Source organism: Pseudomonas sp. SK3(2021) (assembly GCF_016772375.1).
GTDB classification, from domain to species: Bacteria; Pseudomonadota; Gammaproteobacteria; order Pseudomonadales; family Pseudomonadaceae; genus Aquipseudomonas; species Aquipseudomonas chlororaphis_I.
This window is the reverse complement of sequence record NZ_CP061943.1, coordinates 3,433,006-3,456,491: the sequence shown is the minus strand read 5'-3', so window position 1 is coordinate 3,456,491 and position 23,486 is coordinate 3,433,006. Positions and strand designations below refer to the sequence as shown.

General features: G+C 60.8%; 25 protein-coding genes. 13 read left to right on the top strand and 12 right to left on the bottom strand.

Annotated elements, in window-relative coordinates:
• Positions 1 to 129 precede the first annotated feature (129 nt).
• Complete coding sequence (locus IF690_RS15485) at positions 130 to 708, bottom strand: hypothetical protein (RefSeq protein ID WP_202696336.1); 579 nt, start codon at positions 706 to 708, stop codon at positions 130 to 132.
• Positions 709 to 2,441: 1,733 nt separating this feature from the next.
• Here IF690_RS15485 and IF690_RS15480 point away from each other — a divergent pair.
• The 4 genes from IF690_RS15480 (at position 2,442) to IF690_RS15465 (ending at position 5,024) form a co-directional block, all read left to right on the top strand.
• Positions 2,442 to 2,588: a hypothetical protein gene (locus IF690_RS15480; protein WP_202696335.1), complete on the top strand. Its 147-nt coding sequence runs from the start codon at positions 2,442 to 2,444 to the stop codon at positions 2,586 to 2,588.
• 33 nt (positions 2,589 to 2,621) lie between these two features.
• On the top strand, positions 2,622 to 3,767 hold the full coding sequence (locus tag IF690_RS15475) for a DUF4150 domain-containing protein (protein WP_202696334.1): 1,146 nt from the start codon (positions 2,622 to 2,624) through the stop codon (positions 3,765 to 3,767).
• Positions 3,767 to 4,744 carry a hypothetical protein gene (locus IF690_RS29015; RefSeq protein WP_252189479.1) on the top strand — a complete coding sequence of 326 codons (978 nt, stop codon included), beginning with the start codon at positions 3,767 to 3,769 and terminating at the stop codon, positions 4,742 to 4,744. Before IF690_RS15475 ends, IF690_RS29015 begins: the two co-directional genes overlap by 1 nt.
• Positions 4,745 to 4,928: 184 nt before the next feature.
• Positions 4,929 to 5,024 (top strand): winged helix-turn-helix transcriptional regulator, encoded by a 96-nt coding sequence (locus tag IF690_RS15465; protein ID WP_202696333.1) that lies wholly within the window; start codon positions 4,929 to 4,931, stop codon positions 5,022 to 5,024.
• Between the two features lie 271 nt (positions 5,025 to 5,295).
• On the opposite strand, the gene IF690_RS15460 is transcribed toward IF690_RS15465, so the two are convergent.
• The 4 genes from IF690_RS15460 to IF690_RS15445 form a co-directional block, all read right to left on the bottom strand.
• Positions 5,296 to 6,474, bottom strand: a complete 1,179-nt coding sequence (locus tag IF690_RS15460) for a methionine adenosyltransferase (protein ID WP_202696332.1) — start codon at positions 6,472 to 6,474, stop codon at positions 5,296 to 5,298.
• A 79-nt stretch (positions 6,475 to 6,553) separates the two neighbouring features.
• Positions 6,554 to 8,146, bottom strand: a complete 1,593-nt coding sequence (locus tag IF690_RS15455) for an ABC1 kinase family protein (protein WP_202696331.1) — start codon at positions 8,144 to 8,146, stop codon at positions 6,554 to 6,556.
• 278 nt (positions 8,147 to 8,424) lie between these two features.
• A complete protein-coding gene (locus IF690_RS15450) occupies positions 8,425 to 9,309 on the bottom strand; it encodes a ribose-phosphate pyrophosphokinase (RefSeq protein ID WP_202696330.1) in 885 nt (294 codons plus the stop codon).
• Positions 9,306 to 10,823, bottom strand: coding sequence for a thymidine phosphorylase family protein (locus IF690_RS15445; RefSeq protein ID WP_202696329.1), 1,518 nt, complete (start codon positions 10,821 to 10,823; stop codon positions 9,306 to 9,308). Before IF690_RS15445 ends, IF690_RS15450 begins: the two co-directional genes overlap by 4 nt.
• Before the next feature lie 442 nt (positions 10,824 to 11,265).
• Between IF690_RS15445 and IF690_RS15440 the strand changes: the two genes are divergently transcribed.
• The 9 genes from IF690_RS15440 to IF690_RS15400 all read left to right on the top strand — a co-directional run bounded on the left by IF690_RS15440 (position 11,266) and on the right by IF690_RS15400 (position 16,928).
• A complete protein-coding gene (locus tag IF690_RS15440) occupies positions 11,266 to 11,496 on the top strand; it encodes a hypothetical protein (protein WP_202696328.1) in 231 nt (76 codons plus the stop codon).
• A 57-nt stretch (positions 11,497 to 11,553) separates the two neighbouring features.
• Positions 11,554 to 11,823, top strand: coding sequence for a hypothetical protein (locus IF690_RS15435; RefSeq protein WP_023965133.1), 270 nt, complete (start codon positions 11,554 to 11,556; stop codon positions 11,821 to 11,823).
• A gap of 245 nt (positions 11,824 to 12,068) precedes the next feature.
• Positions 12,069 to 12,464 carry a hypothetical protein gene (locus IF690_RS15430; protein WP_202696327.1) on the top strand — a complete coding sequence of 132 codons (396 nt, stop codon included), beginning with the start codon at positions 12,069 to 12,071 and terminating at the stop codon, positions 12,462 to 12,464.
• 105 nt (positions 12,465 to 12,569) lie between these two features.
• Positions 12,570 to 12,977, top strand: a complete 408-nt coding sequence (locus tag IF690_RS15425; RefSeq protein WP_202696326.1) for a hypothetical protein — start codon at positions 12,570 to 12,572, stop codon at positions 12,975 to 12,977.
• 155 nt (positions 12,978 to 13,132) lie between these two features.
• Positions 13,133 to 13,819: a methyltransferase family protein gene (locus IF690_RS15420; protein WP_202696325.1), complete on the top strand. Its 687-nt coding sequence runs from the start codon at positions 13,133 to 13,135 to the stop codon at positions 13,817 to 13,819.
• Positions 13,816 to 14,085: a DUF5676 family membrane protein gene (locus tag IF690_RS15415; protein WP_202696324.1), complete on the top strand. Its 270-nt coding sequence runs from the start codon at positions 13,816 to 13,818 to the stop codon at positions 14,083 to 14,085. The genes IF690_RS15420 and IF690_RS15415 overlap by 4 nt, the downstream gene beginning before the upstream one ends.
• Positions 14,018 to 16,294 carry a heavy metal translocating P-type ATPase gene (locus IF690_RS15410; protein ID WP_252189478.1) on the top strand — a complete coding sequence of 759 codons (2,277 nt, stop codon included), beginning with the start codon at positions 14,018 to 14,020 and terminating at the stop codon, positions 16,292 to 16,294. The genes IF690_RS15415 and IF690_RS15410 overlap by 68 nt, the downstream gene beginning before the upstream one ends.
• Positions 16,291 to 16,509 (top strand): hypothetical protein, encoded by a 219-nt coding sequence (locus IF690_RS15405; RefSeq protein ID WP_202696323.1) that lies wholly within the window; start codon positions 16,291 to 16,293, stop codon positions 16,507 to 16,509. The genes IF690_RS15410 and IF690_RS15405 overlap by 4 nt, the downstream gene beginning before the upstream one ends.
• A 101-nt stretch (positions 16,510 to 16,610) precedes the next feature.
• Positions 16,611 to 16,928, top strand: coding sequence for a DUF2933 domain-containing protein (locus tag IF690_RS15400; protein WP_202696322.1), 318 nt, complete (start codon positions 16,611 to 16,613; stop codon positions 16,926 to 16,928).
• A 63-nt stretch (positions 16,929 to 16,991) separates the two neighbouring features.
• On the opposite strand, the gene IF690_RS15395 is transcribed toward IF690_RS15400, so the two are convergent.
• The 7 genes from IF690_RS15395 to IF690_RS15365 are packed head-to-tail and all read right to left on the bottom strand — an operon-like array spanning position 16,992 to position 23,289.
• The gene (locus tag IF690_RS15395) at positions 16,992 to 18,359 is read right to left on the bottom strand and encodes a sensor histidine kinase (protein WP_202696321.1); all 1,368 of its coding nucleotides are present in this window, start codon (positions 18,357 to 18,359) and stop codon (positions 16,992 to 16,994) included.
• Positions 18,356 to 19,018, bottom strand: a complete 663-nt coding sequence (locus IF690_RS15390) for a response regulator (protein WP_202696320.1) — start codon at positions 19,016 to 19,018, stop codon at positions 18,356 to 18,358. The genes IF690_RS15395 and IF690_RS15390 overlap by 4 nt, the downstream gene beginning before the upstream one ends.
• Positions 19,019 to 19,029: 11 nt before the next feature.
• On the bottom strand, positions 19,030 to 19,674 hold the full coding sequence (locus IF690_RS15385; RefSeq protein ID WP_202696319.1) for a tetratricopeptide repeat protein: 645 nt from the start codon (positions 19,672 to 19,674) through the stop codon (positions 19,030 to 19,032).
• On the bottom strand, positions 19,671 to 20,480 hold the full coding sequence (locus IF690_RS15380; RefSeq protein ID WP_202696318.1) for an SDR family oxidoreductase: 810 nt from the start codon (positions 20,478 to 20,480) through the stop codon (positions 19,671 to 19,673). The genes IF690_RS15385 and IF690_RS15380 overlap by 4 nt, the downstream gene beginning before the upstream one ends.
• Entirely contained in the window at positions 20,467 to 21,141 is a 675-nt protein-coding gene (locus IF690_RS15375) for an iron-containing redox enzyme family protein (protein ID WP_202696317.1), read from the bottom strand. The genes IF690_RS15380 and IF690_RS15375 overlap by 14 nt, the downstream gene beginning before the upstream one ends.
• Entirely contained in the window at positions 21,138 to 22,619 is a 1,482-nt protein-coding gene (locus tag IF690_RS15370; protein WP_202696316.1) for an AMP-binding protein, read from the bottom strand. Before IF690_RS15370 ends, IF690_RS15375 begins: the two co-directional genes overlap by 4 nt.
• A complete protein-coding gene (locus IF690_RS15365; protein WP_202696315.1) occupies positions 22,609 to 23,289 on the bottom strand; it encodes a thermostable hemolysin in 681 nt (226 codons plus the stop codon). Before IF690_RS15365 ends, IF690_RS15370 begins: the two co-directional genes overlap by 11 nt.
• Positions 23,290 to 23,486: the final 197 nt, after the last annotated feature.

The window sequence follows — 23,486 nt, the reverse complement described above, 5'->3', positions numbered from 1 at the left end:
AAAAGATCGAGCCAGAGAATGCCAAACTCAAGAAGCTGCTGGCCGAGGCCCACCTGCACATCGAATCACTAAGGTGGGCTTTGGGTAACCGCGGCCAAGCGTGAGACCTCGCCAGGATGGTCAAGTAGTTTACCGACAGAGCTCTCTGTATTGATTCACGTTGGAAACTGCAGAGTCTAGTGCTGTTATTTTGTATTTAAAGTAGCGGATTTTATTTGCCTGAGCTGGTCCAACGTTACCGAAGTATTCTTCCCAGGCGTTACTCTTGGTTAGTAAGTCAGAGAGCATGGTGCTTAGGTCGTTTGCCGTCCAAACCGTCTTGTAGCCTTTAATCTCGCCAGGAGCTGGATTGTTATGCTCGACATAATTAACCACCATGTATTTTTTCTCGTAGGCCATAAATACCGTATACACGGTCCCGGCTGACTGCTTGAACCAAGGGATAACGACAAAGTGATGAACCTTTGGTTCCGGACTATCCGTACTAAAGTGCCAGACAGCTGTCTCCGAGTGCAAACCACGAAATAAAAGTGCCTGATCGATTTGGTACTTCATGCTCCCGTTATTTGTAATTTCATCATTTCCAACGTCATCTTGCACCTTCCCATAAACAGCGCAGCCCATTTGAACTGACACAGAAGGACAATCATTCAACTCCATGAGTGTTTTGTTATTGTTTATAGCCCTAATCAGATCTTCCCCTGTCATGTCTCTTGGCTCCTGCCCAGATATTTAACGCGTATTTGGAAATAATTAAGATCACTGTCCTTGGTGAGGATAGCTTCGATCCGCCCTTTATCAAATTCATCCAGTGGGTGAAGAAAGATGTCGTGGCACCCACACACGTTTTTGAGGACACAGATCTCCTCGCCTCCATTCTCGTAATCATGCACGGTGTTGCGGCGGGTTACCGCTGCACACTTGAATGCCGTCCCCAGGAACAACACTGCTGGCCCACCCACAGAAAAACCCAGGCTTTTACCAGCTTGTCAATAGTGCCGTTGAGCGACTGTGCGGGAGGTAGCACGGTAGTAGGCTTTCATAGCGCCACACTGCGCAAGTGCCCGATCTGTTCAGTTGCTCCGATGAACGATATTCCTGGTGGGAATACAGTGGTTGGGAAATCGTCGGCTGCCTCATAAGCGGCCAGTGGTAATTATTCAGACGGGCCTGGTGCGTGACTTGCGTGGTGAGCACGCACCAGAGCCTGTTGCAGGCTCTCCAAGATCAGTCCAGATTACTTCGTGTTTAGACGCAACATATGCTGAAACCATTAGCTCGCAGTTCCGCCTGGACCAAATCAAGTAACTCACTGGCCGGCAGTTCGCTTGATGCCTGGATGACTTCATTTATTGAAAGATTGTTTTGCAATAAGCACTCATGATAAGTGTCAATGTAAAAGCATTATTAGCAATCAGAATGCTGGCCATAAGACGTCATCCGGATTTCGCTTCACCTGCTCTTCGATTTCATGAAAACATCCAGCGAGCAGCAATTTTGATACCTGCAACTCATTGAAATAAATAAGAAAACAAAAAAACAAAAAAGCAAAGTCCCCTACCCGGTCATGTTAAATGTGAAATACATACGAGTTCCACATATCACACACCAACGGCTCATCGATAAATAATCGTTATATTCAGTTTTGTTTGAAATCAAACCTCGCCTTGAGCTACCGTTTCTCACTAATGGAAATCAATCGCTGCGAATGACGGATTATTCAAAGTGGACACGCTGGTCGATAACCTTCTTTATCGTTCAGCCAAATGCAAAGGATGTTTCGCCGGAAATTACCGGCGTTTGGCAGATTGGCTGACCCTCCCCATTGAGTCTCTCCGAAAGTTTCAAGTCCTTTCCACACGCCGTGCGAAATGCCAACGAGCCCGTGATGTGCGGGCGCGTTCGTATGGAACCCAGGCGCTCGGCCCAGTAACCCTGTCGAGAACGTCATCCCCTCGCTATCCCACCGGCACCAGTTCCCGCTGTCGGCGCCATGACTTGACCTTCCGTTCCCTCCGGGCGGAACCCAATAGAAGGCGACCGACATGCTACCCACCCCCACTCCCCTGCCCTCCGAAACCGCCAAGGAAGATCCTGTCGCGTCCCTGCGCGACCTGCTGGAACGCAGCCGGACGCCGCGGTCGCCGCGCTGCGGCACCACGGCGCGGACGCATTCGAGCCATCGTGCGACCTGTTCGCTGCCCACCGACCAGCGCACGAACACGTAGCCGGGCAGCTCGGGATGATGGGTATCGAAGACTTCGCCGAGCAGGGACCGGGGGCGTTCGCCGATGGGACTCGGCGTGGCTTCCAGTTCCTGACGGGGCGGCCTCCTGGAGCAGCCCGCCAACTGGCCCGAAGCCCTGGTGGTCGCCGTGCTGGAGCCACCCTGCCCCGGCGCAATACAGGCGCCCCCGAGCGAAGCGAGCCAAACGATCACGGTGCCCTCCGGCCAGTGCGTGCGCATCGCCGATGCCCGGGGCAACCCGCTGATAGAGGTCCAGGGCTCCAGCCAGGGGCTGGTGGTCCGCCTGATCGGCGACGATGTCGACTTGCAGGTCGACGGCAAACTGCGGCTGCGGGCCTGAGCGATCGAACCGTGTGAAGTAAAGGAGATACTGATGACAAAACATGTCTACGCAAACGGCCGTGAAGTGTCTTGCAAAGCATCAAGCGGCAAGTCGATCTGCTCATTCCCCGATGTGTGCTTTACCCCACCGCAAACGGCCGCAACGCCCTTAGGCGTGCCGATCCCATACCCCAATACCGCCTTTGCATCTGCCACATCGAACGGATCGAAGTCGGTGAAGATCGGCCGCCAGGAGGTCATGCTTAAGGACAAAAGCTATTTCAAGAAAAGCACAGGTGACGAGGCAGGCCGGGCGCCAAAGAAGAACGTCATCACGAATAAGATCAAGGGAAAGGCGTATTTCATCACTTGGTCGATGAACGTCAAAGTGGAAGGCAAAAACATCGTGCGCCACATGGACCTCACAACGCATAATCACGGTTCGAAACCAGCTGGTGCACCGGCTGCGCTTCATGCGGCATTGGCCGAAATGGGGAACATCACGCGATGTGCACAGAACAAGAATGCCATCGAGACAGAATGCAATCCATGGGAGGTGCAGGCTACGTGTCCCGAAGACACTGAGAAGGAGATCCAAAAGGCAGAGAACCGGCGTAGCGAGGCCAAGCACCGAGACGGAGAGAACTCCCCTGCACACAACGAAGCATCTGACGATGTACGGGTCCTATATATGCAGTACGCCGAAGAAATCGAGTCGAATGACTGCCGCCGTGCCTTACGTTGCGCGCTGATTCCTTTCAACAAGATCAAGAAGGTCAAGTGTAAGAGGCAGACCGGCGACCATCTGGTTGAAAATGCGACGGTCAATTCCTTGCCAAACTACAAGAAGAGTCAGGCACCAACAGCCATCGTGGACGGCCCAACCTTTCACATCGGGACACATGGAATCGGCCACGAACGCCGGACCCAGCGGGCCCAGAAGTGGCCGGGCAAGTCGCCCTTCTCTATACGGGCTTCCGCAGCCGTTGGCGCAGTGGAACTACGCAAAACCTTCCCTAACGCCAGTTGTGATCCTAATTGCATATATGGACAACTCGTCGCTGGACACAAAGCCATGGGAATCCAGGAATCGGACCTTGCCGATAAACCAACGCTGAACTCCCACCACAACTTAGACTCTCAAAAGCAGTGGAATGCCGCCAATGCCAGGATCGCTGCGCGCAACGGGGGAAAATGATGACCGGCCTGACCGATGAGTTTAGTTTCTGGACCGGCGTTGAGGCCGAGCCCGACTTGGCAGTGTTCCTGCTTGGGGACGATCAACTGATGGAAGAAAAGGTGCCACATACCGTAGTAGCGGCGCTGCCTGAGGGCCGATGGCCCATCGAGCTCCTGCGGTGGACAGCAAGCGCCGTGTGCTGGGTCACCCAACCTGCCGTGGAGCTGGTAATCATCGGCCACGAAGGAGAAGTCCGCTCTGGCTGTCCCGGCACATGGGTCGATGAACCGCATATCAACATCAATCGTGCTCAAGGCAAGAATGGTCACTTGCGCAACGCACGAACGATAGACGGGCGTATATATGTCGTGGGTATGGACCGCCAAGTGTATCGGCGCATCGAAGACAGGAGCTGGGAATCACTTGATAACGGACTACCAATCGGTTATGGCGAGACCACTGACTCAGGGGCGCTCGAAGAACTGCTCAGCGCAGAAGAGCCTGATTTCGGCTTAATCGAACGAGAGATCGCCGTCGTTGGTTTTGAAGGGATCGATGGTTTCAGCGAACGCGAGATCTACGCGGTCGGCCACGAAGGTGAAATCTGGTGCTATGACGGCTCTCGCTGGCACTCAATTCCGAGTCCAACAAATCTCATCCTGCTTGGTGTGCATTGTGCGAGCGATGGTTACGTCTATGCCTGCGGTCAAATCGGCACCCTGCTGCGAGGGCGTGGCGATATGTGGGAGGTCATCGACAGCGAAGGCATCCGAAGTGACTTCTGGGATGTCTTCGAACTGAACGGCACGCTGTACCTTGCCACGCTCCATGTGCTGTATGAGTGGCGGGACGGTATTTTTGCGCCCGTAGACTATGGCGAACAAGCCATCCCATTCACGTTCTACCGGTTTGCCCGCACATCGCAAGGCTTCCTCTCTATTGGCACCAAAGACGTGATGCGCTTTGACGGGAAGACTTGGATCCGCCTCATGTAACGGTGTCGCATCAATCGATCCGAAGCAAAGAGTAAGCCCTCCAATCTCACAAAATTGCAGATGCTGGTCGATCTTCACGAGAGCACCCAAGGCACACCGGGCCAAGGCCAGGCCGCTGTCGTATTGGCTCGAACGCTGCGCCAGCTGCGAAGAGGCGCTGCTTCGGGCGCACACAGAAGGCGTCATGACTATGACGGCGCTGGCCCGCGAGCTCGGGCTGTCGGTGTCGCGCGTCAGCCGGCTGATCGCCCGGGCCGAAGCCGCTTCATCGGACCACTGAGTGAGCTATTGGCACTTCGGGCATGTCCCCGTTGGAATGCCAGAAGCAGTTGGGGTTACGCAGACAGCCATTTCTGCTTCAGAGCCGGCTGAATGATCGTCAAAACCGACGGTGAACAGTTGACATCAACCCTGGCTGATTCTGATGTGTGCAATCGTTTATGAGCACCTGCTGCCTGTTTCCACTCTCCCCTGGTTTGCATCCAGAACCAGCGCCATTTCTGCATCCCAGATGACGCATCCACGAATTCCACGTCTCCTAATCAAGCCGATCAGAAGGCAGGCAACTCGCCCTGTACCAAACGCGAGGACGTACACTCGATGTCGGATAACCGTGCATGGACGAGAACCTCTATCGCCTGGCGCATGGCCGAGGTCAGGCGCCCGTGACATGCCAGTTCTATCGCAACCAGCGCTGGGCGCTCGACCGGCTGACCAATGCGCGATAAAAGTTGCACCGTGGCTTCTTCCACGCCCTCTATCTCGGTAATGACGGCGCGGGCTGTTTCCCACGCGAGGGCGTTGTACAGCTTGCCGACATGGGACACCGGATTTTTCCCTGCCACGGCTTCCAGTGACATGCTGCGGCAGGGGGTGATCAATCCGTTCATGCGGTTGCCGCGGCCGACCTCGCCATCGTCGCCCTGCTCTGCACTTAACCCGGACACGGTCAGGTAGATCCCCTCCACGCCGCTCGCATGTGCATCGTCGAGCGTATTGATGGCGAGATCGCCAGCGCTCGCCAGGGTCGCGAGCAAGTGCTCCCTCATAGCATCCTTGACTGCGAAATACGCGGCTGCATCGGGAATCTCGCGGTCGATGAGGGCCAGTGCGACGGTGAACACCCTCCTTGCGCCAACCCGTGCCGCCATGACCTTGTAGTCGTCGCCCGTCGCCGGAAATCGCGCCTGAAACGCTGTCGAGCGCAATAGCGTCCCGAGTTGCAGCACCTGTTTCTCAAGGGGCGAGTATGGTGCGAAACCGACCCCGAATGAGGTGTCGTTAGCAAGGGCGCGAGATACCCCGCGCACGAAAGCCTGTTGCAGATTGGGGCTCCCGGTACGCACCGCACATTCGATATCGAACAACGCCGGATCGCAGCGCAGGTGTTGACACAGGTAGCGGTATGCGGCGTCCCTTACCAGCTTGGGCAGCCCGGTATCAGGGAGGGGGCTGGCTCGACCGCCGATGATCAGGCGCATCGGTGTCAGCACCTGCCCGCCGCCAAAGCGCGGCAGGCTCTCACCACCAATCAACAAGGCCTTGTCGACGTTGTAATGCAGGATGCGTCCAAAGGCGTGCAGATACGCACGATTGAGAGCCAGCGACACAGCCTCCGCAACGCCGTCGCACAGGCTGTCGGGATGACCGATGCCCTTGTGTTCGCAGATCTCGAACGCGCGGGCATGAAACGGTTCGTGCTTGGTGATCACCAGGTCCATGTCGTTCATGGCTCCTCCTGGGCGTCAACCCGTGTGGGTCGACCGCGCGGGCCGATAGGCAACGGCCCTTGGCGGTTATCAAGCTCCATCAGAGTCTCCCGGAGCGGGAAATGCCCCGCGCCAGGCGCAGGGTGAACCATAGCGCCAGCGCATAGCCGGCGGCCGCGAGCAAGGGTATGTCCCCGAGCCGCGGTCCGATGGAATTGAGCATCAGCAGCGAGGCGGCGATATAGAGGCCCAGTGTCACCAGCGCCAAGGCCATGCGGTTGCTGGCGCGATCGATGTGTCCTTCCAGGTGCTCCATTCCATGGTGCTGCAGCCGAATCTCAAGACCATTGGCGCGCAGGCGATGGATCAAGGCGCCAAATTCGGCTGGCAGTTCTTGCGCGCCCGAGGCCATTTCGAAGCGCAGCCGGTTCCATCCGGTTTCGGCGCCAGCGCCGGCGGTGGCCTTGAGCACGGCCTCGGCCTTGGCGAGTAATCCTCCCAACAGATTGAACTCAGGGTCGAGGCTGCGCACGGCGTTCTCCATCAATGCCATTGCCCGCATCAGGACCAGCAAATTGTGCGGAAGGCGCACATGGCGCCCCTCCCCAAGGCGCGCGACGCGCAGGAACACCTCTGCGAGCGACCACTCCTTGAGCGGCAGCTCGGCATATTCTTCGATGATTTCCTGCAGCCCCTGGCGGAACTCGTCACGTTTCAAGTCGCCCTCGAGCAACCCCAGTTCGACGGCCGCATCGAGCAGCCATTCACCGTCCTGATGCACGAAGGCCAGCAGGAACGCCGCGAGATGGCGCCGCGTGCGTGGACTCAGCACCCCGACGATACCGAAATCGTGGAAGCAAAGCGTCCCGCTCGCCATGACGAACAAATTGCCCGGATGCGGATCGCCATGAAACACCCCCATGACGAAAACTTGCTGGAGGTACGCCTCCACGAACGCCTGTGCCAGCCGCGGGCCCTGCTCCCCGATCGTGGGATCGTCCACGCGCCGTCCGCTACTCATTTCCTGCACCAGTACCGACTCGCAATAGAGTCCGTCGATCAGCGCCGGCACGTACACGGTGTCTGAGTCCCGGAAGGCTTCGACGAAATGCGTGATCTGGTGCGCCTCCTTGCGAAAGTCCGTTTCCTTGCGCAGGTTGCTCCAGATCTCGTCTATGATCGCGAGTGGCTCATAGCGTCGCAGCCACGGCGAAAGCGTGAGCAGCACCCGCATCACGCCCCGCAGCAAGCGCATGTCGCGATCGATCTCGGCCTTGATGTGTGGCCGCCGGATCTTCACCACGACCCGACGGCCATCAGGCATCTGCGCCTTGTGCACCTGAGCGATCGAGGCGGCCGCCAAGGGTTGCGACTCGAATTCGGCGAACAGTTCGGCGATGGGCCGTCCCAGGGCGTTCTCCACTTCGCGTGCCGCGACATCGTTGGCAAACGGCGCGACCCGATCCTGCAGGCACTGCAGTTCCTGGATGTACTCCTCGGATAGCAGATCGCGGTGCAGGCTCAGCCCTTGACCGAGCTTGACGAACGCGGTGCCCAGCCGCTCCAGCGTGCCACGCAACTGCTGCGCGGGCGTGATCGCGGTGCGTCGCAGGTGGAGGCGCACCAACAGCCACCAGAACAGGTAACCGCCGATGGTGAAGGTGATCTGGAGCAGTCGTTTCAAACTGGACATAGTGTCTCCTCCACCACGCTCCACCGCGGCCTTGTGCGATCGTCTGTTTCAGCCGGCATGAGGCATCGGCGCAGCCATGAACCCTGAGCGATGCCCAACCCGTTGACGAAGCTTCACACGCCGTTTGAAACCCTTCGGTCAACTCGCGCCTCCTCAGAGGCGTCGTCGGAATGAACCTTGTTCCAGTCGTGTTGGACTGGACGACGCTCGACCTGAACGACGGCGGCTTTGGGCGCGGGCGACGAGAGGGTGCAGGTCTTGACGAGCGAGTACAGAAGTCATGCGGCAAGAGCCTCGATGGCTTGCGCAAGCAGTGCCGACAGATCGATGGCATTGCTGGCGTGCGGGATGCTGTTAGTGGTGAAAGCACGGATCCCGGCCGCTTGCAGTGCGCGCTGTGCGTCCTCGGCGTACACGCCGTGCACCGCGAGGGCCACCGGTGGGCACAGGCCTGCTTGTCGCAGGTGTCCAGCAGTTTCGAGCAGGGTATGTCCCGTCGAAATGATGTCATCGATCAGCACCGGCGTGTGTCCATGCCAACGCTCGATGTCGGGCACGGAGACCGAGACCTCTCGGTCGCCAAGTCGCACTTTCTGCAGCACCACGAAGGGTGCTTTCGCGAGCCGGGCGACGTGCGCCACCCATTGTTCGCTTTCGCTGTCGGGACCGATCAACAACGGCAGAGCGATCTCGCTGCTAATCCAGCGTGCCAGGGCTGGGGCGGCATGAACGACTCGATGCGGTACTGGATATAGGGTGCCCAGATCATGGATACGGTGCAGGTGCGGATCGACAGTCACCAACCAGTCGGTGTGCGGAGCCAACAGCGCGGCGAACAGGCGCGCGCTGACGGCCTCCCCGGGATGAAAGCGCTGGTCCTGGCGCATATAGGCCAGATAAGGAGCAACCAGGCCAACGGAGCGAGCGCCCAGTTCGCGCAGAGTCTGCGCGAGGAAGCACAGGGGTATGAACAGGCTGTTCGGTCGGTGCAGGCTGCACAGGACCACTGCGTCGCGACCTTGCACATCACTCAACACGCGTACATAGCTTTCTTCGTCGGGAAACTGCCGAAATTCACATTCGCCACTCTGGAACCGCGCCCGGGTTATGAGTCCGGCGTGCAAGGCTAGATTACCGTCTAGACAAAACAGAAGCGGGTTCATGCCTCGTCCTCCTCCACGAAGAAGAACTCCGGGTGCCGGTCTGCGTACTCCAGCGCATAGGCCAGTTCGCCTGGGGTTTCAGCGTGCACGGTAAAGAGTAGCTGATCGGTCTCGACCCGTTGTCCGAGCGCTGCGCCCAATACGAGCCCGGCCGCGGGGGCAGCCGGCGCTCCGGCCAATTTCCCGATACGCGCCAGGATCCGGTTATCGATGCGTCCAACACGGCCGCCACGCTTGGCCAGGACCGGTTGCCGATAGCGCGCCTGCGGTGGCTCGCGCAGTTCGCCTTGGGCAAGGGCGATGGCCTGGAACTTGCGCCAAGCGGTGCCACTGGCCAGGGTCGCCTCGGCGAGCGCATAACCACCGCCGGGGGGCGCCTTGCCTGCCATCTCCAACAACAGGCCGGCCAGGTCCAGAGCACGCCGACGCAGGTCCAGCGGCGCCTGGGCTGCGCCGTGAAGCACCGCCAGCACGTCGCGCGCTTCCAGTGCCGGGCCGATGCCCTGCCCCACCGGTCCCTCGCCGTTCGAGACATGCACCCGGACGTCGAGGCCAAGCCTTCGACCGACTTCGACCAACAGCGTCTGCAACCGCATTGCCGCCGGCAGATCGCGCACTTTCGCGGTAGCCCCCACAGGAATGTCGATCAAAGCGTGACTGGCGCCAGCGGCCAGTTTTTTCGACAACACCGAGGCAACCAACTGGCCTTCGCTGTCCAGGTCCAAGGCCCGCTCGACCCTGATCAGCACATCATCGATCGGGCTCAGGTTCACCGCCCCGCCCCAGACGACGCAGCCACCTTCCTGTTCCACCACGCGGCGCATCGCTGGCAGATCGAGCACGACCGGGGCCAGCATCTCCATGGCGTCCGCGGTTCCCGCCGGAGAGGTGATGGCGCGCGACGAAGTCTTGGGGATGCACACGCCGTTGGCCGCGACGATGGCCACCACAATGGGGGTGGTGCGATTCCCCGGCAGGCCACCCACGCAGTGCTTGTCCAGGACCAGCGGTCGATCCCAGTGCAGACGCTCGCCGACCGCTACCATCGCTTCGGTCAGATGGCTGATCTCGGTGAGTGACAGTTCGCTGCCAGCACAACCGCTCAGAAAGGCGGCCAATTCCACGTCGCTGAAACGGCCGGCATCGATGTCGCGCACAATCGCGGCCAACGCTTGCCGCGACAGCGCACGGCCATAGATCTTCCGGCGCACGGCGCTCATGGACTCGACTGGCGCCGGGTGATGCACGGCAACGTTATCGCCCTCCTGCGCACCGAGCAGGTGCCAGGCCGACTCCGACAACCCTACCTCGCCGCTGCCCATCCAGTGCCCATCCACCACCATCAGGGTGGCAATCACGCGGTGCGCGCCGTGGATGAGTTCGATACGCGACAGGGCGGCAAAGCCTTCCGAGCGACAGACATGGCAATCCCGCGGCATGAACGCCACCGGCTGTTGGTGCGTATCGATGCCAAGCCGGCGAACGCGTAGTTCCAGGACGCTGTGTGTTGGCATGCTCACGCCCTCCACAGCGACTTACCGCAACAAGGCACCTCGCAGATGAAGGCACGGTCTTTCGGATCCTCCATGAGCTTTTCCTCGTAGTGCGTGGCGTTCGCTGGGTGAAGCGCGCCTGGATACATCGACGAGCGCGCTGCCGAACAGCGCCATGGCGATCGGCGCGAGCGCCAGGGTCAGGGGCCACCGCTCGCGCCAGCCGGCGCCCTCGAGGCGCACCCCACCATGTAATAGCGTAGCGGACTGAACAGTGAGAGGGTTTGCAGGAGCACTGCCCAGGATATGGCGGGTTAAACGACAACCGCGCTGGCCGCTCGTAGCCAATAGCCAACGCCTTACAGCGCGCACAGCCAAATGCGGACATACTTTCCGCTTGTGCCTGATAGCTTAAGGCCATCCAGCGGCATGCCCCCATAAGCAGGGCTGCTGCGGACAGGACATGGAGGCCTGGCAGTCATCATTCATCGAAGGCTGTTTCCATCAGGGACAAGGATCTGAAGCCGGCGACCGCCACCCCATCCTCCATGACCAAACATTCGCGCCCCCCTTGATGGCGGGCAGTGCGCGACTGGTGCAGTACGTGCCGGTGCTCTTCCAAACACCCTGTTCCGCGATGAACAGCGCTTGGGAAAACCGCCCGGCACAATGGATTCCGGAAACCATTCAATAAACGGGGCGGACTCCGAAAAGCCAGACGAGTAGGAACTTATATATGGAGATATATCGTATGTCGGCTCAAGAAAACTTTGTTGGCGGATGGACTCCTTATCACGAACTGACTCCAAAGGATCGGGAAGTATTCAAAGAGGCCCTGGCCGGGTTCGTGGGGGTGAACTACACCCCTGAAAAGGTTTCGACCCAGGTCGTCAACGGCACGAACTATCGTTATCTGTCGAAAGCAACGGTGCCTGGCTCGTCGGACAGCTGGCAAGCGGTAGTGGAAATCTACGCGCCTATCAAAGGCAAGCCGCACATCACCCAGATCCACCGGATCTAAGCAGGGATCAAACCCATCGGGTCGCGCACAGGCTGCGCGGCCCGATGGCTCATCCCATCGACCTTGCCGAATGACGTACAGATCGCTGCGATCTCGCGCTTCAGAAACCGCGGGTATTCTTCGCTCGATCGCGCCCTTTCCTGGTACCACACCCTGTTGCTGAAGTTTGATTTTGATCAAACTCACCCTTGCCTTGCTGGCTAGACTGAAAACCAATACGACGTCATGAGTCGAGGTTGTATTTCATGTCCTGGTTCCGCCGTCATCGCCAACGCCTGTTGCACCTCACCCTCGTGGCATGGGTGTTAGCCATCGGCGTGATGGCCATTCAGGGTTGCCTGGTGCAACCGGATCACGATATCGCCGCGCTACATGATGCCGGGCAGTCTGTGACGGATGATCATGCCCTACACAGCAGCGGTTGCCTGCAAAGCTGTGAAGGCACGGTCACTGCGATAAAGCCGGCATTGCAGCATCCAGCATTGGACGCCCTCCAGTGGGCTGCCCTCTTGCTGTTAACGGCGGCAGTCATGAGGGTGCTCGATCCCGCGAAAGAATCCGCCTTTGCCGTTCTTGCACTGAAGCGCCCCGCCCCACCGAAAGAACCGGCTCGCCTGACTTTCGTCCGTTTCAACGATTAACCCCCCTGTTTCAACGTGGCAGAGCACAGGACGTTTCGTTCTGTTGCGCGGGTTTTCGCGCCTCTGTCATTCCTGTTTATCCCCTCACAAATTCAGGAGTTCATCATGCATAAGCCTTCAATATTCGTTCTGGCAACCGTCTTGGCTGGCGGAACACTCATGGCCTCTGCCGAGGAGGCGCATCACCCGGCCGATGCACCAGGCGGCGCCATCCAGAGCACAACACCGACAACCACGACCATGACTGAAGCCATGACCGAGCAAATGGAGAAAATGCAGGCGGCCCATGACAAGGCCGCGGCGGCTAAAACGCCCGCAGAGCGCCAGGCCGCCATGCAAGAAGGCATGAAAGCGCTGAGGGACAGCATGGCCATGATGAGCAAGGAGCGGCGCTCCATGGGATGCATGGGGATGCCCGGCGCCCAGGACGGCACCGGCAAAGGCATGATGGACATGATGATGCAGATGATGGAACAGCAGTCGTCGATGATGGATATGCCGATGAAAAAGTGAACCTGACATGTGTCGCTAAAGAATCCGGCGAGGCGAAGTCACCGACCGAGCCGATGCTGACTGCCCACCTGTGCAGCTGCTCATGCCCCACGCCAGCGCGATCGTCGGCACAGGCACGAACGGCAAACACACCCGGCAAGTGAGGAGCGCCAACCATGAATCATGCGGAACCGGCCTACGGCCTCTGGTCGCTGGTCATTATCAATTCACTGGTGTTTATCTTGTTCGCCTTCAGCTTCACCCGGCCCAAGACAACCCGCGATTGGCGCTCCTTTGGCATGTTCTCGGCGTTCCTGGTGGCGCTGTTTAGCGAAATGTACGGTTTCCCGCTGACGATCTACCTGCTGATGCCCTGGCTCACTCGCAACTTCCCTGGCATCGACTTCCTTTCGCACGACGCTGGCCATTTGCTGGAAATGGTCATGGGCTGGAAGGTCAATCCGCACTGGGGGCCATTCCACATTCTCAGCAACGTGCTGATCGCCGGCGGCTTCTGGTTATTGGCGGCCGCCTGGCGTGTGCTCTACAAGGCCCAAAGTGCCGGGCAACTGGCGCTCGACGGGCCCTATGCGCGGATCCGTCACCCGCAGTACGTCGGTTTCGTGCTGATCATGTTCGGCTTTCTGTTGCAGTGGCCTACCTTGATCACCCTGGTGATGTTTCCAATCCTCCTGGTGGTCTACGCCAGGCTGGCGAAGCGAGAAGAACAGGAGATGCTTGCGCATTTCGGCGATAGCTACCGCACTTACTCGCAACAGACCCCGGCATTCCTGCCCTGGTCAGCCCCTCACAGCCCTCCTCCCCCTACTGGTGCCCCTCCAGGCCCAGGAGAACCGTCATGAACGCTCCCTGGAAAACCGGCATTTCCCTGGCCCTGACCATGGCCATTTCCTACACCCTTTGTGCGCTGCTCTATGCGCTATGGCCGGCCCAGGGTGTGGCTTTTCTCAGTGCCTTGTTCCATGGCCTCGACTTTGCTCGCCTCCAGGCGCCACAAGACTACAGCGTGGCGACATTCGTCGGGCCGCTGCTGGTCCTGAGTGCATGGGGCGCAATCGTCGGCACCCTGTTCGCGTGGCTGTCCGACAAGCTCCATGGCAGGCCCTGATAACCGCTTCGAGCAGGAGGCCGCGATGAACCCATCGCACATGCAGCACAGCCACCATCGGCAGGCGCTGGCATCAGGAACCATGGCGAAGGATCCGATCTGCGGAATGATGGTGGACAAGACCACAGCCTTGTCACGAGAACGTGGCGGGCGCCGCTATTACTTTTGCAGCGATACCTGCCTGCGCACCTTCGAGTCGCCAGAGCGTGAACTGAAGGCGATGAAAACCCGGGTCACTATCGCCCTGACCGGAGTCCTGGCCCTGGCGCTGCTGCGTGCGGGCGCCTTCATTGCACTGGCTGCGGGCGCCACGCTGCTGACGTGGGCGCCGATCCCGGCGCTCCCCTGGTTCACCTGGGGCATCTGGCTATTCCTGCTGGTCACGCCCGTGCAGTTCATCGGGGGCTGGAGTTTCTACAAGGGGGCGTGGAACGCCGTTCGCACCCGTAACATCAACATGGATTTTCTGATCGCCCTCGGCACGTCAGTCGCCTATTTCTACAGCGTCGCGGTGTTGTTCTTCCCGGACGTCCTGCCCGTCAAGGTAGCCGAGCGCGACGTTTATTTCGAGGTGTCGGCGGTCATCATCGCCTTCGTGCTGCTGGGCAGGTACATGGAGGAGATCATCAAGAAGAAGTCCTCTGCCGCGGTACGGCGCTTGCTCGATCTCAAACCCGCGATCGCCCATGTGATTCGCGATGGGCAAGAAGTCGACCTGCCTGCTGAAAACGTCATGGCCGGCGAGTTCCTGATAGTCAAGCCAGGCGAAAAAATCCCTACCGATGGCGACGTGAGTGAAGGCCAGTCCACGGTGGATGAGTCCATGCTGACCGGCGAGTCGATGCCGGTCGACAAGCACCCGGGCAGTCCGCTGATCGGAGGCACGCTCAATGGCAGCGGGGTATTACGTTTCAAGGCGAGCAGGATCGGTGCCGACACCGCGCTGGCGCAGATTATCAAGATGGTCGAGGAGGCGCAGGCCAGCACGGCACAGATCCAGCGGCTGGCCGACCAGGTCACCGGCTACTTCGTGCCGGCGGTGCTGGCAGTGGCGCTGCTGGCCTTGATCGGCTGGTCCCTTGCGGGAAACTTTGCCCAGGGATTATTGGCCTTTATCGCGGTGCTGATCATTTCCTGCCCCTGCGCGCTGGGCGTGGCGACGCCGGCCGCGCTGATGGTCGGTGTGGGCAAGGGGGCCGATAACGGCATCCTGATCCGCGGCGGCGAAGTCTTGGAGCGGGCAGAAAAACTGCGGACAGTGGTGTTCGACAAGACCGGCACTATTACCCGAGGGGAACCGAACGTGACCGAGGTGATCACGCTGGGGGCTGCGCTGGAAAACCAGGTCTTGATGCTCGCCGCCGCCGTGGAGTCCGGCTCGGAACATCCGCTCGGCGCGGCGATAGTGCGCGCCGCCCGGCATCGTGGCATCCGCCTGCCGCCAGCCACTGGCATCCATGGGATCGCCGGCCACGGCATCGAAGGCCGTGTCGACGGTCGGCACATCTGGCTGGGCAACCGGCGGTTGTGCGCCCGCCAAGGCATTTCGACCGAAGCGGCCGAGGAGCACCTCATCCGCCTGGAAGCCGATGGCAAGACCTCCATGCTGGTCGGTGCCGATGAGGGCTTGCTCGGGGTGATTGCCGTGGCCGATACCATCAAGCCCGAAGCGGCTGAAGCCGTTGCGGCATTGCAGGCAAGCGGCATCAAGGTCGTGCTACTGAGTGGCGATAACCACCGTACCGCCGAAGCGGTCGCGCGCCAGGTCGGTATCGAACGGGTGATCGCCGAGGTCTTGCCGGATGACAAGGCCGCGGTGATCCGTCAATTGCAAAGCGATGGGCTGGTCGTGGCCATGGTGGGCGATGGTGTCAACGATGCGCCGGCCCTGGCCACCGCCGACATTGGCATTGCCATCGGCTCGGGTTCGGATGTCGCCAAGGAAACCGGCGGCATCATCTTGCTCAAGAACGATGTACGTGACGTGGTCACGGCGATCAAGCTGTCGCGCGCGACCATGGTCAAGATTAAACAGAACCTGTTCTGGGCGTTCGTCTACAACAGCGTCGGCATTCCAATCGCCGCCTTTGGCCTGCTCAATCCCATCATCGCTGCCGCCGCCATGGCACTCAGCTCGTTGTCGGTGATCGCCAACTCCGCGCTGCTCAAACGTGCCCGTATTGGCTTGAGCCAGGAGCCCGGATCATGAAGCGCGAAGTTTTTACCATCTGCCTGCTGGTGAGTGTCGTGGGGATCGCAACGGTGCTTTACCTGTTGGGGCTGACGGGCAAATCGTTTGTCCTGGCCGGGCTGTTCCTGCTGTGCCCGGTCTGGGTCGGGGTGCAACTGTTTCGCGGTGTCCGCCAGTTTGACAAGGATATGGCCGAGGCTCACCGGCAACTGAAAAGGAAGAAGCTGCCGTGACGTCCGATCCGGCTCAACACGCCACATGGCCGGCGCCGCACGGCAAAACCAGCGGTTTTGCGTTATAGCCATCCCTCCAGCCCCGTCCAAGGAGTGCTGTCATGAATCAACATAACGTGCCCCGGAATCGCGCAAGAGGTATCAACGGGTACTTTTTAGGCTTCCTTGCCATCATCGGTTATTTCCTGTTCACCGAGCACAGGGCCCATGTCGTGCCGTATCTGCCATTCCTGCTGCTCCTGGCCTGCCCCTTGATGCATTTTTTCATGCACCGCGGGCATGGACATGGCAGGCATGGACAGGATGAGAAGACTGAACATGGCAGTTGCTGTGGCCATCCCCCCAGCGGCGCGGGTAATGACCAGGAACCTACGGGCCTGCCCGAGAACAACAGGAAGTACCCCGATCGCCCGGCCTGACGGATTCGTCGTACCTGCGCAATGCCACGAGGCTCATCGAGCTTCGGTTGGCGTCGTGGGGCATTAAAAGCGACGAATCTCCAACGTCGCCCGCAACCCTCCGGAGTGGCGATTCTCCAATCTGATCTGCCCGCCCAGGCGCGCTGCGATGGCCTGCACGATCGTCAGCCCCAACCCTGCTCCCTGAGCGTTTCCGCGGCTATAGAAACGTTCGAAGAGCCGCTCGCGTTCAGCCTCATCGATCCCCGGCCCCTGGTCTTCGACGGACAGTTCGTAGTGATCCTGTTTCTTCGCCAACCGCACGGTGATCAGTCCGTTTGGCGGCGAAAAGTTCGCCGCATTGGTCACCAGGTTGTTCAGGGCGATATCGATGGCCGCCGCGTTGACCCTGACACGGCCGATGTCTTCGTCGACATCGAACGCCAGTTCCAGCCCCTGGTTCAACAACCAGGGCGTCAGCTGGACCAGGCTTTCGCGAACCTTCGCCGCCAGATCGATACCGGAAGGTGTAGCAATATCCGTTTGCGGTTCAAGACGAGCCATCGTCAGCAACTGATTGACCAGCCGAGTGGTACGGTCCACGCCGGCAATCAGATGCTCGAGCGACTCACGCCGATCCTCCTCGCTCCCCGCCTCCATCAGGTTCTGCGCATGCACCCTGAGCACCGCCAATGGCGTGCGCATTTCATGGGCAGCGTCAGCGATAAAACGCCGTTCACGGCCCATGACTTCCTGGATCTGTGCCAGCACCCGGTTGAGGGCCGCCTGCATGGGCTCAAGCTCGGTGGGCAGTGGCACCAACTGCAACGGTTCGAGAGAGCCGGGATGCCTCGCGCGCAGCGTCGCCGCCATGTTCACCAGGGGTTTCAAGCCCCAGCCGATGGCCAGCCAGATCACCGCAGCGAGCATCAGGGCGCCAAGCAGATTAGGGAAAACGGTGTGACGAACAATCCGATCAACCAGGTCGGCGCGTACATCGTCGCGCTCACCGACCCATATCTTCAGGCCGTATTGTGGGTCATCAAGGGTGAATGCCCGCCATTTGCGGCTATTCGGATCGGTCACGTCGCTGAAGCCGGGCGCGGCCGACGCCGCTGGCAAGGCCGGCGCGCTCAAGGTGTGAACCAACAGCTCGCCCTGGGCGTTCCAGACCTGGAACGCGATCTTGCTTTCATAGGGGTGGCCATCGACTTTGGGGGCCGCCTGGCCCAGCGCCTGGTTGAACGCCTGATACAGCTCGGCGTGTTCCTTGCTGGCCATCGGCATGCGCATGATCCCTTGCAGCAGGCGGGCATTCTGAGCCAGCTGAGCGTCGTAGACCTCGTCTATTTCATGATTGCTGTCGTGAAGGTTGAGCACGGTCATGATCAGCAGGCCAAGGAACAACAGCCCGAGGATCAACGTCAGGGTACGACGCCTGATGGAAGTCATGGGCGCCCTTCCACCAGGTAACCGACGCCCCGGACAGTCCGGATGAGATGGCTGGAGAACTTCTTGCGCAAGTGGTGGATGTGCACTTCCAGAGTGTTGCTTTCCGCCTCCTCGCTCCAGCCGTAGAGCAATTGCATCAGGTGGTCGCGGGTGATCACGCGGCCGGGCGGGGACAACAATTCGTGGAGCAGTTGATATTCCTTGGGGGTCAGGGCCACCGGTTCGCCCAGATAGCTGACTTGCTGGGTGCCGGGGTTCAGGCTGATGCCCGCATGCTCGATCAGCATCTGGGCACGGCCGGCGCTGCGCCGCAGCAAGGCGCGCAGGCGCGCCTTGAGTTCGGCCAGGTCGAAGGGCTTGATCAGGTAGTCGTCGGCCCCGGCGTCGAGCCCGGCGATGCGGTCTTCCGTGGCATCCCGGGCGGTGAGGATCAGCACCGGGAGGTTGGAGCCACTGTCACGCAGGCGCCGCAGCACATCCAGGCCGTCCATGCGCGGCAGGCCGAGGTCGAGCACGGCCAGGTCAAAGGTTTCGCTGAGCAGCGAATGCAAGGCGCTGCTCCCATCCTGCAGCCAGTCGACGGTGTACCCCTCGCGCTCCAGGGCATGCTGGATCCCCTCGCCGAGGGCCACGTCATCCTCAATCAGTAGTAAGCGCACACGGACTCCTGTCAGTTGAGTTTCTTGTTCACGTCCACCAGCAGTGCCTCGATTTCCTTGCGGCGCCCGGCGTCGGCGGTTTCCCGGCCAGGCCTCGGGGCCGCCCGCAGGGCCTTTTGCAGCGCGTCCCGGGCTTCGCCGTAGCGTTTTTGACGGTAGAGATGATCGCCCCAGAAGTACAGACTGTCGATGCCGTTCGGATTCACCTGCAAGGCCTGCCTGAGTAACTGCTCGGCTTTTTCCGTGTCGCCGAAGCCGATGGGCCAGCCCGGCACCCGGTCGTACAGCGCGGCAAGGCTGGTGTAGGCCGAGCCTTGCAAGGCCTGGGGGTCCAGGGCCATGGCGGTTTCCAGGTAGCCCTTCGCCGCCTTGGCCTTGCTCAGCGCGCCGAGACCTCCCTGGGCGCCGGCCCAGCTGCTGGTGACGATGCCGGACCAGATCCAGGCTTCGGCCAGCGATTGACGTTCCTGGGTGAACGCAGAAGCCTGGCTGGCCAGTTGTTCGAACGCGGCGCTGCGTTGGCCTTCCGGGACTTCGTATTGAATCTGCGCCCAACGTTGCTGGATGCCGTTCAGACGCTGCTGGTCGCCGGGCTCCAGCGCCCAGACATTCTGGCCCAAGGCCCCCAGCAGCAGGCAAATGATGAGTTTTTTCATGGTTCGAGATGCTCGTTATCAGGTTTCTGGCTCAGGCGACGGATCAGCGGCAACTGCTTGCGCAGGCCCCGGTCCACCAGATTGGGCAGCAGGCTGTTGAGGCGCATGAAAAAGCGCTCCGGCCAGCCCAGGTACAGGTCGCGGCGGTCACCGGCAATGGCGTGGATCACCGCCGAGGCAACGGTCTGCGGATCGTCGACATTGGACTTGAGCGCGTCATTCAAGGCCTGGGCCGCCGGGCTGTTCATGCTGGTATGGGTGGCCCGTGGCGCGACATACAGGACGCCGACCCGGGTGTCTGCCAGTTCCCGGCGCAGCGCTTCGGAAAACCCGCGCAAGGCGAACTTGGTGGCGCAATAGACGGCGTAACCGGGGTAGCCGATGGAACCGTAGGTCGAGCCGACGTTCACCACCATCGCGCTCTCGGCTTGCTTGAGCAGGGGCAGCAAGGTCTTGGTCAGGCAGACCGGCGCGCCGATGTTCACCGCCAGCATCGCATTGATGTCGCTGTCATCGAGCTGTTCAAGCATGGCGAAGTGATTGACCCCGGCGGCATTGATCAGCAGGTTGATGTCGCCCATGGCCTGCGCGGCGGTCAGCACTTTGCGCCGGTCGGCGAGGAAGGTCAGGTCCGCCGCCACCCAGCACAGCTGGCCAGGATAACGGGCGAGCAAAGGCTCCAGGGGGTCGCGCCGGCGCGCCACTGCCAGGACCTTGGCACCGCTGGCGCACAGGGCGCCGGCGATCGCCAGGCCAATGCCGCCGCTGGCCCCGGTCAGCACGACGCGAGCGTCAGACAGGCGCATGCAGCGCCTCCCCGCCGCGGGGCAAGCCGCGGAACATGTCGGTGTAAAGCCTGTAGACCACCTTGGACGCATGAATGACCGCGGCCTGGTCGGCCGGATCGTCGAGGGTGTCCATCAGCCGGCGGTAAGTCTGCATGTGCTCGATATCCAGCGAACCATGGGAGCTGAGGTAGCTGAAGGCGCTTTCCGGCAAGCCCAGGCGCTGGCGTATGCTGCCGGCGGCATGGGTGGCCAGGGCGATGCTGGTGCCCTCGAGCACATTGACCATGCCGAACAGCCCCACCGGATTGTCCCGGGCGATCAGGTCGTAGAGAAAGCTGACCATCAACTCGATTGGCAAGGAGGGACGAGCGTTACGCACCTCGTCCCTGTCGCCGCCGCAGGCCTCGATGTCATCGAGCACCCATTGTTCATGGCCGTATTCATCCTCGATGTACTCGCACACCGCTTTGCGCAGCCACTCCAGGCGCGACGGCAGGCGCGCACCGCAGGCCATCATCAAGGGGACGGTGTGACGCACGTGGTAATAGGCTTGCACCAGGAAGGCCCGGTAGCTTTCCAGGCTGACCTGGCCCTGCAGGGCGTCGAGAATGATCGGCAGGTTGAACAGCTCGTTGCGTTCCTGATGGGTAGCTTCTTGCAGTCGGTCGAAAAAACTCATGATGCGGATTCCTCGGAAAGTACGGATTCAGTCAGTTGCGCCCGGTAACGCTCGACAATGGCCTCGCGACGCGGCCGGCCATTGGCGGTCAGCAGGCCATTGGCGACGGTGAAGGGTTGATCCAGCCGGACCCAATGGTGGACCTGGGCATAATCAGGCAAGGCCTCGTTGGCTTCGGCCACGGCGGCGGCCAGCTCTTCGTCGGTGCAGTCCGGGCGATGGGGCCAGAGCAGCGCCCGGTTGCGCGGCATGGCTTCGCCGTAGACGAAGGCCTGGGCGATATGGCGGCGCTGGGTCAACTCGGCCTCGACCCATTCCGGGTTCACGTTGCGGCCGAAACTGGTGACGAATTGATGTTTCTTGCGCCCCTTGAGGTAAAGAAAGCCATCGGGGTCGAACTCGCCGAGATCGCCGCTGGGCCACCATTCATCGGTGTGGGGCGGTTCGCCCAGGTAGCCGAGCAAGGTCGACCCCTTGATCAGTACTTCGCCGTCTTCGGCCAGGCGGACCTGCACATGGGGCAGCGGCTGGCCGACACTGCCGGGGCGGTTCGCCTCCGGTCGGTTAAGGCAAACCACCGAGGCACATTCGGACAGGCCATAACCTTCATGGACCGGCAGGCCGACGCGCTGCGCACGCTGCAGCAGCGCCGCAGCAACCCGTGCCCCTCCCACCGCGGCAAAACGCAGCGTGCCGGGGTTGAAGGCCTTGTGCTCGACGGCGCTGACCAGCATCTGCAACAGCTGCGGCACCAGGATCAGGCTCTGGGGCGCACGGCTGGCCAGGCAACCGAGCAGGCGCGGCACATCGACGCCACTGGCGCCCTGGATGCCCAGGGTTTTCTGGCTGGGCAGGCTCAGGGTCACGCCGGCATACAAGGCGGCATAGCAGCCGAGGTTTTCCAACAGGATCGCCAGCGGCAGAAGCGCAAGGTGGTGCTGCGGATCCGCCGGTTTGCTGGCCCGGTCCAGTTCGCGAGCGACCCGCAGAAGGCTCTCGGCGCTCAGGCACACGCCTTTGGGAGTGCCAGTGGTGCCCGAGGTGAAGGTCAGTTTGGCGGTGCCTTGCAGCATCCGGCCCGGGCCACTGAAAGCGCGCCGCCAGAAGGTTGCGGTTTGCGTGTATCCGGCCGCTTTCAGCTCGGCGTCCAGCTCCGGCTCGGCAATTACCCAGCCTGCCTGACTCTGTTCCAGGCAATGGGCGCGCTGGGCCGGGCTGAAGAACGGCGGCAATAGCACGCACGGCAAGCCTTCGAATAACACGGCAAGGTCCCAGAGCATGGCTTCGATGCCGTTGTCCAGGGCCAGTGCAACCACGTTGGCGCCTTCGTCGCGCAAACGCTGCTGGCGCTGCATCACCTGGGCGTACAGCGTGGCGTAGTCCAGTTTCAGGTGATCGTCCCACAAGGCAATGGCATCGGGCTGGTGTTCGGCATGGTCACGTAGAGCCTGCTTGAAGCGCTCCCTTTCAAGCGACATGGCTGGCCTCCGCAAAAGACGAGGGCAACCCGAGGCGATCGAGCATCCCGATGTTGCGTAGATGAATGAAACCGGCGCGGATGTTGCCAACGTGCACCCAAGGCTTGCTCTCGTAATAGCTGCCCCAGCTGTGTCGTTCATCGCCCAGCCGCTGTGGGTCGGCGGCACAAAGGGTCACGGGTTTCAGGCCCAGGCGATGGAAGCTGTTCACCAGGCCGATGTTGCCGGTGAACGCCACCCATTCCAGGCCCCCCATGGCCAGCAAGTAGGTCATGGCGATGATGCTCAGCCGTGCACTGCCGGTATCGCTGGCGGCCAGGTTGCCGACCTCGACGATGCCCGCCCGGTCCACGGCGCGATCGGCTGTCGCGCTGATCAGCGGCTCGATCGGATCGTCCAGATAGCGCTCCAGGAACAGCTGCTCGTGACTGGCCAGGCGCACGCCGGCCACCGCACAGAGTTCACCCGATGCGTTGTTGCGCATGCCAAACAGCTGCGGCATGAAATGACGGATGTCGGCACCGTGGGCCTTGCGGAAACGGCGCTGGATAAAGTCTTCGAAGAGCGGACGCTGAGGCTCGTCCGGCAAGGCTCTGGCAAGGCACATCGGCGACGCTTCGGCTTGGCCGAAGTGCAAAGGCAGAGGGATGTGCCAGTCGTGATCAGGCATGGATGAATGCCTCCCTGGGTAAGTTCGGGAGGAGTATCGGGGGCATTTCTTAACGGAATCTGAAGGTGGCGAAAGGATCCGGCAGGACGGCTGGGGCGACGAAATGCTTTCCGGCTTCTGACCTAAATCAAACACGAACCGGTCATTCACGCGGAAATTGACATCCAGTGTTCGCGCCATCGCATTCGCGATGAGCG

Bases quoted from the DNA above. Each gene is read 5' to 3' on its own strand.
- IF690_RS15485 (WP_202696336.1), bottom strand. From the start codon at position 708: ATGACAGGGGAAGATCTGATTAGGGCTATAAACAATAACAAAACACTC.
- IF690_RS15475 (WP_202696334.1), top strand. From the start codon at position 2,622: ATGACAAAACATGTCTACGCAAACGGCCGTGAAGTGTCTTGCAAAGCA.
- IF690_RS29015 (WP_252189479.1), top strand. From the start codon at position 3,767: ATGACCGGCCTGACCGATGAGTTTAGTTTCTGGACCGGCGTTGAGGCC.
- IF690_RS15465 (WP_202696333.1), top strand. From the start codon at position 4,929: ATGACTATGACGGCGCTGGCCCGCGAGCTCGGGCTGTCGGTGTCGCGC.
- IF690_RS15460 (WP_202696332.1), bottom strand. From the start codon at position 6,474: ATGAACGACATGGACCTGGTGATCACCAAGCACGAACCGTTTCATGCC.
- IF690_RS15455 (WP_202696331.1), bottom strand. From the start codon at position 8,146: ATGTCCAGTTTGAAACGACTGCTCCAGATCACCTTCACCATCGGCGGT.
- IF690_RS15450 (WP_202696330.1), bottom strand. From the start codon at position 9,309: ATGAACCCGCTTCTGTTTTGTCTAGACGGTAATCTAGCCTTGCACGCC.
- IF690_RS15445 (WP_202696329.1), bottom strand. From the start codon at position 10,823: ATGCCAACACACAGCGTCCTGGAACTACGCGTTCGCCGGCTTGGCATC.
- IF690_RS15440 (WP_202696328.1), top strand. From the start codon at position 11,266: ATGGAGGCCTGGCAGTCATCATTCATCGAAGGCTGTTTCCATCAGGGA.
- IF690_RS15435 (WP_023965133.1), top strand. From the start codon at position 11,554: ATGTCGGCTCAAGAAAACTTTGTTGGCGGATGGACTCCTTATCACGAA.
- IF690_RS15430 (WP_202696327.1), top strand. From the start codon at position 12,069: ATGTCCTGGTTCCGCCGTCATCGCCAACGCCTGTTGCACCTCACCCTC.
- IF690_RS15425 (WP_202696326.1), top strand. From the start codon at position 12,570: ATGCATAAGCCTTCAATATTCGTTCTGGCAACCGTCTTGGCTGGCGGA.
- IF690_RS15420 (WP_202696325.1), top strand. From the start codon at position 13,133: ATGAATCATGCGGAACCGGCCTACGGCCTCTGGTCGCTGGTCATTATC.
- IF690_RS15415 (WP_202696324.1), top strand. From the start codon at position 13,816: ATGAACGCTCCCTGGAAAACCGGCATTTCCCTGGCCCTGACCATGGCC.
- IF690_RS15405 (WP_202696323.1), top strand. From the start codon at position 16,291: ATGAAGCGCGAAGTTTTTACCATCTGCCTGCTGGTGAGTGTCGTGGGG.
- IF690_RS15400 (WP_202696322.1), top strand. From the start codon at position 16,611: ATGAATCAACATAACGTGCCCCGGAATCGCGCAAGAGGTATCAACGGG.
- IF690_RS15395 (WP_202696321.1), bottom strand. From the start codon at position 18,359: ATGACTTCCATCAGGCGTCGTACCCTGACGTTGATCCTCGGGCTGTTG.
- IF690_RS15385 (WP_202696319.1), bottom strand. From the start codon at position 19,674: ATGAAAAAACTCATCATTTGCCTGCTGCTGGGGGCCTTGGGCCAGAAT.
- IF690_RS15380 (WP_202696318.1), bottom strand. From the start codon at position 20,480: ATGCGCCTGTCTGACGCTCGCGTCGTGCTGACCGGGGCCAGCGGCGGC.
- IF690_RS15375 (WP_202696317.1), bottom strand. From the start codon at position 21,141: ATGAGTTTTTTCGACCGACTGCAAGAAGCTACCCATCAGGAACGCAAC.
- IF690_RS15370 (WP_202696316.1), bottom strand. From the start codon at position 22,619: ATGTCGCTTGAAAGGGAGCGCTTCAAGCAGGCTCTACGTGACCATGCC.
- IF690_RS15365 (WP_202696315.1), bottom strand. From the start codon at position 23,289: ATGCCTGATCACGACTGGCACATCCCTCTGCCTTTGCACTTCGGCCAA.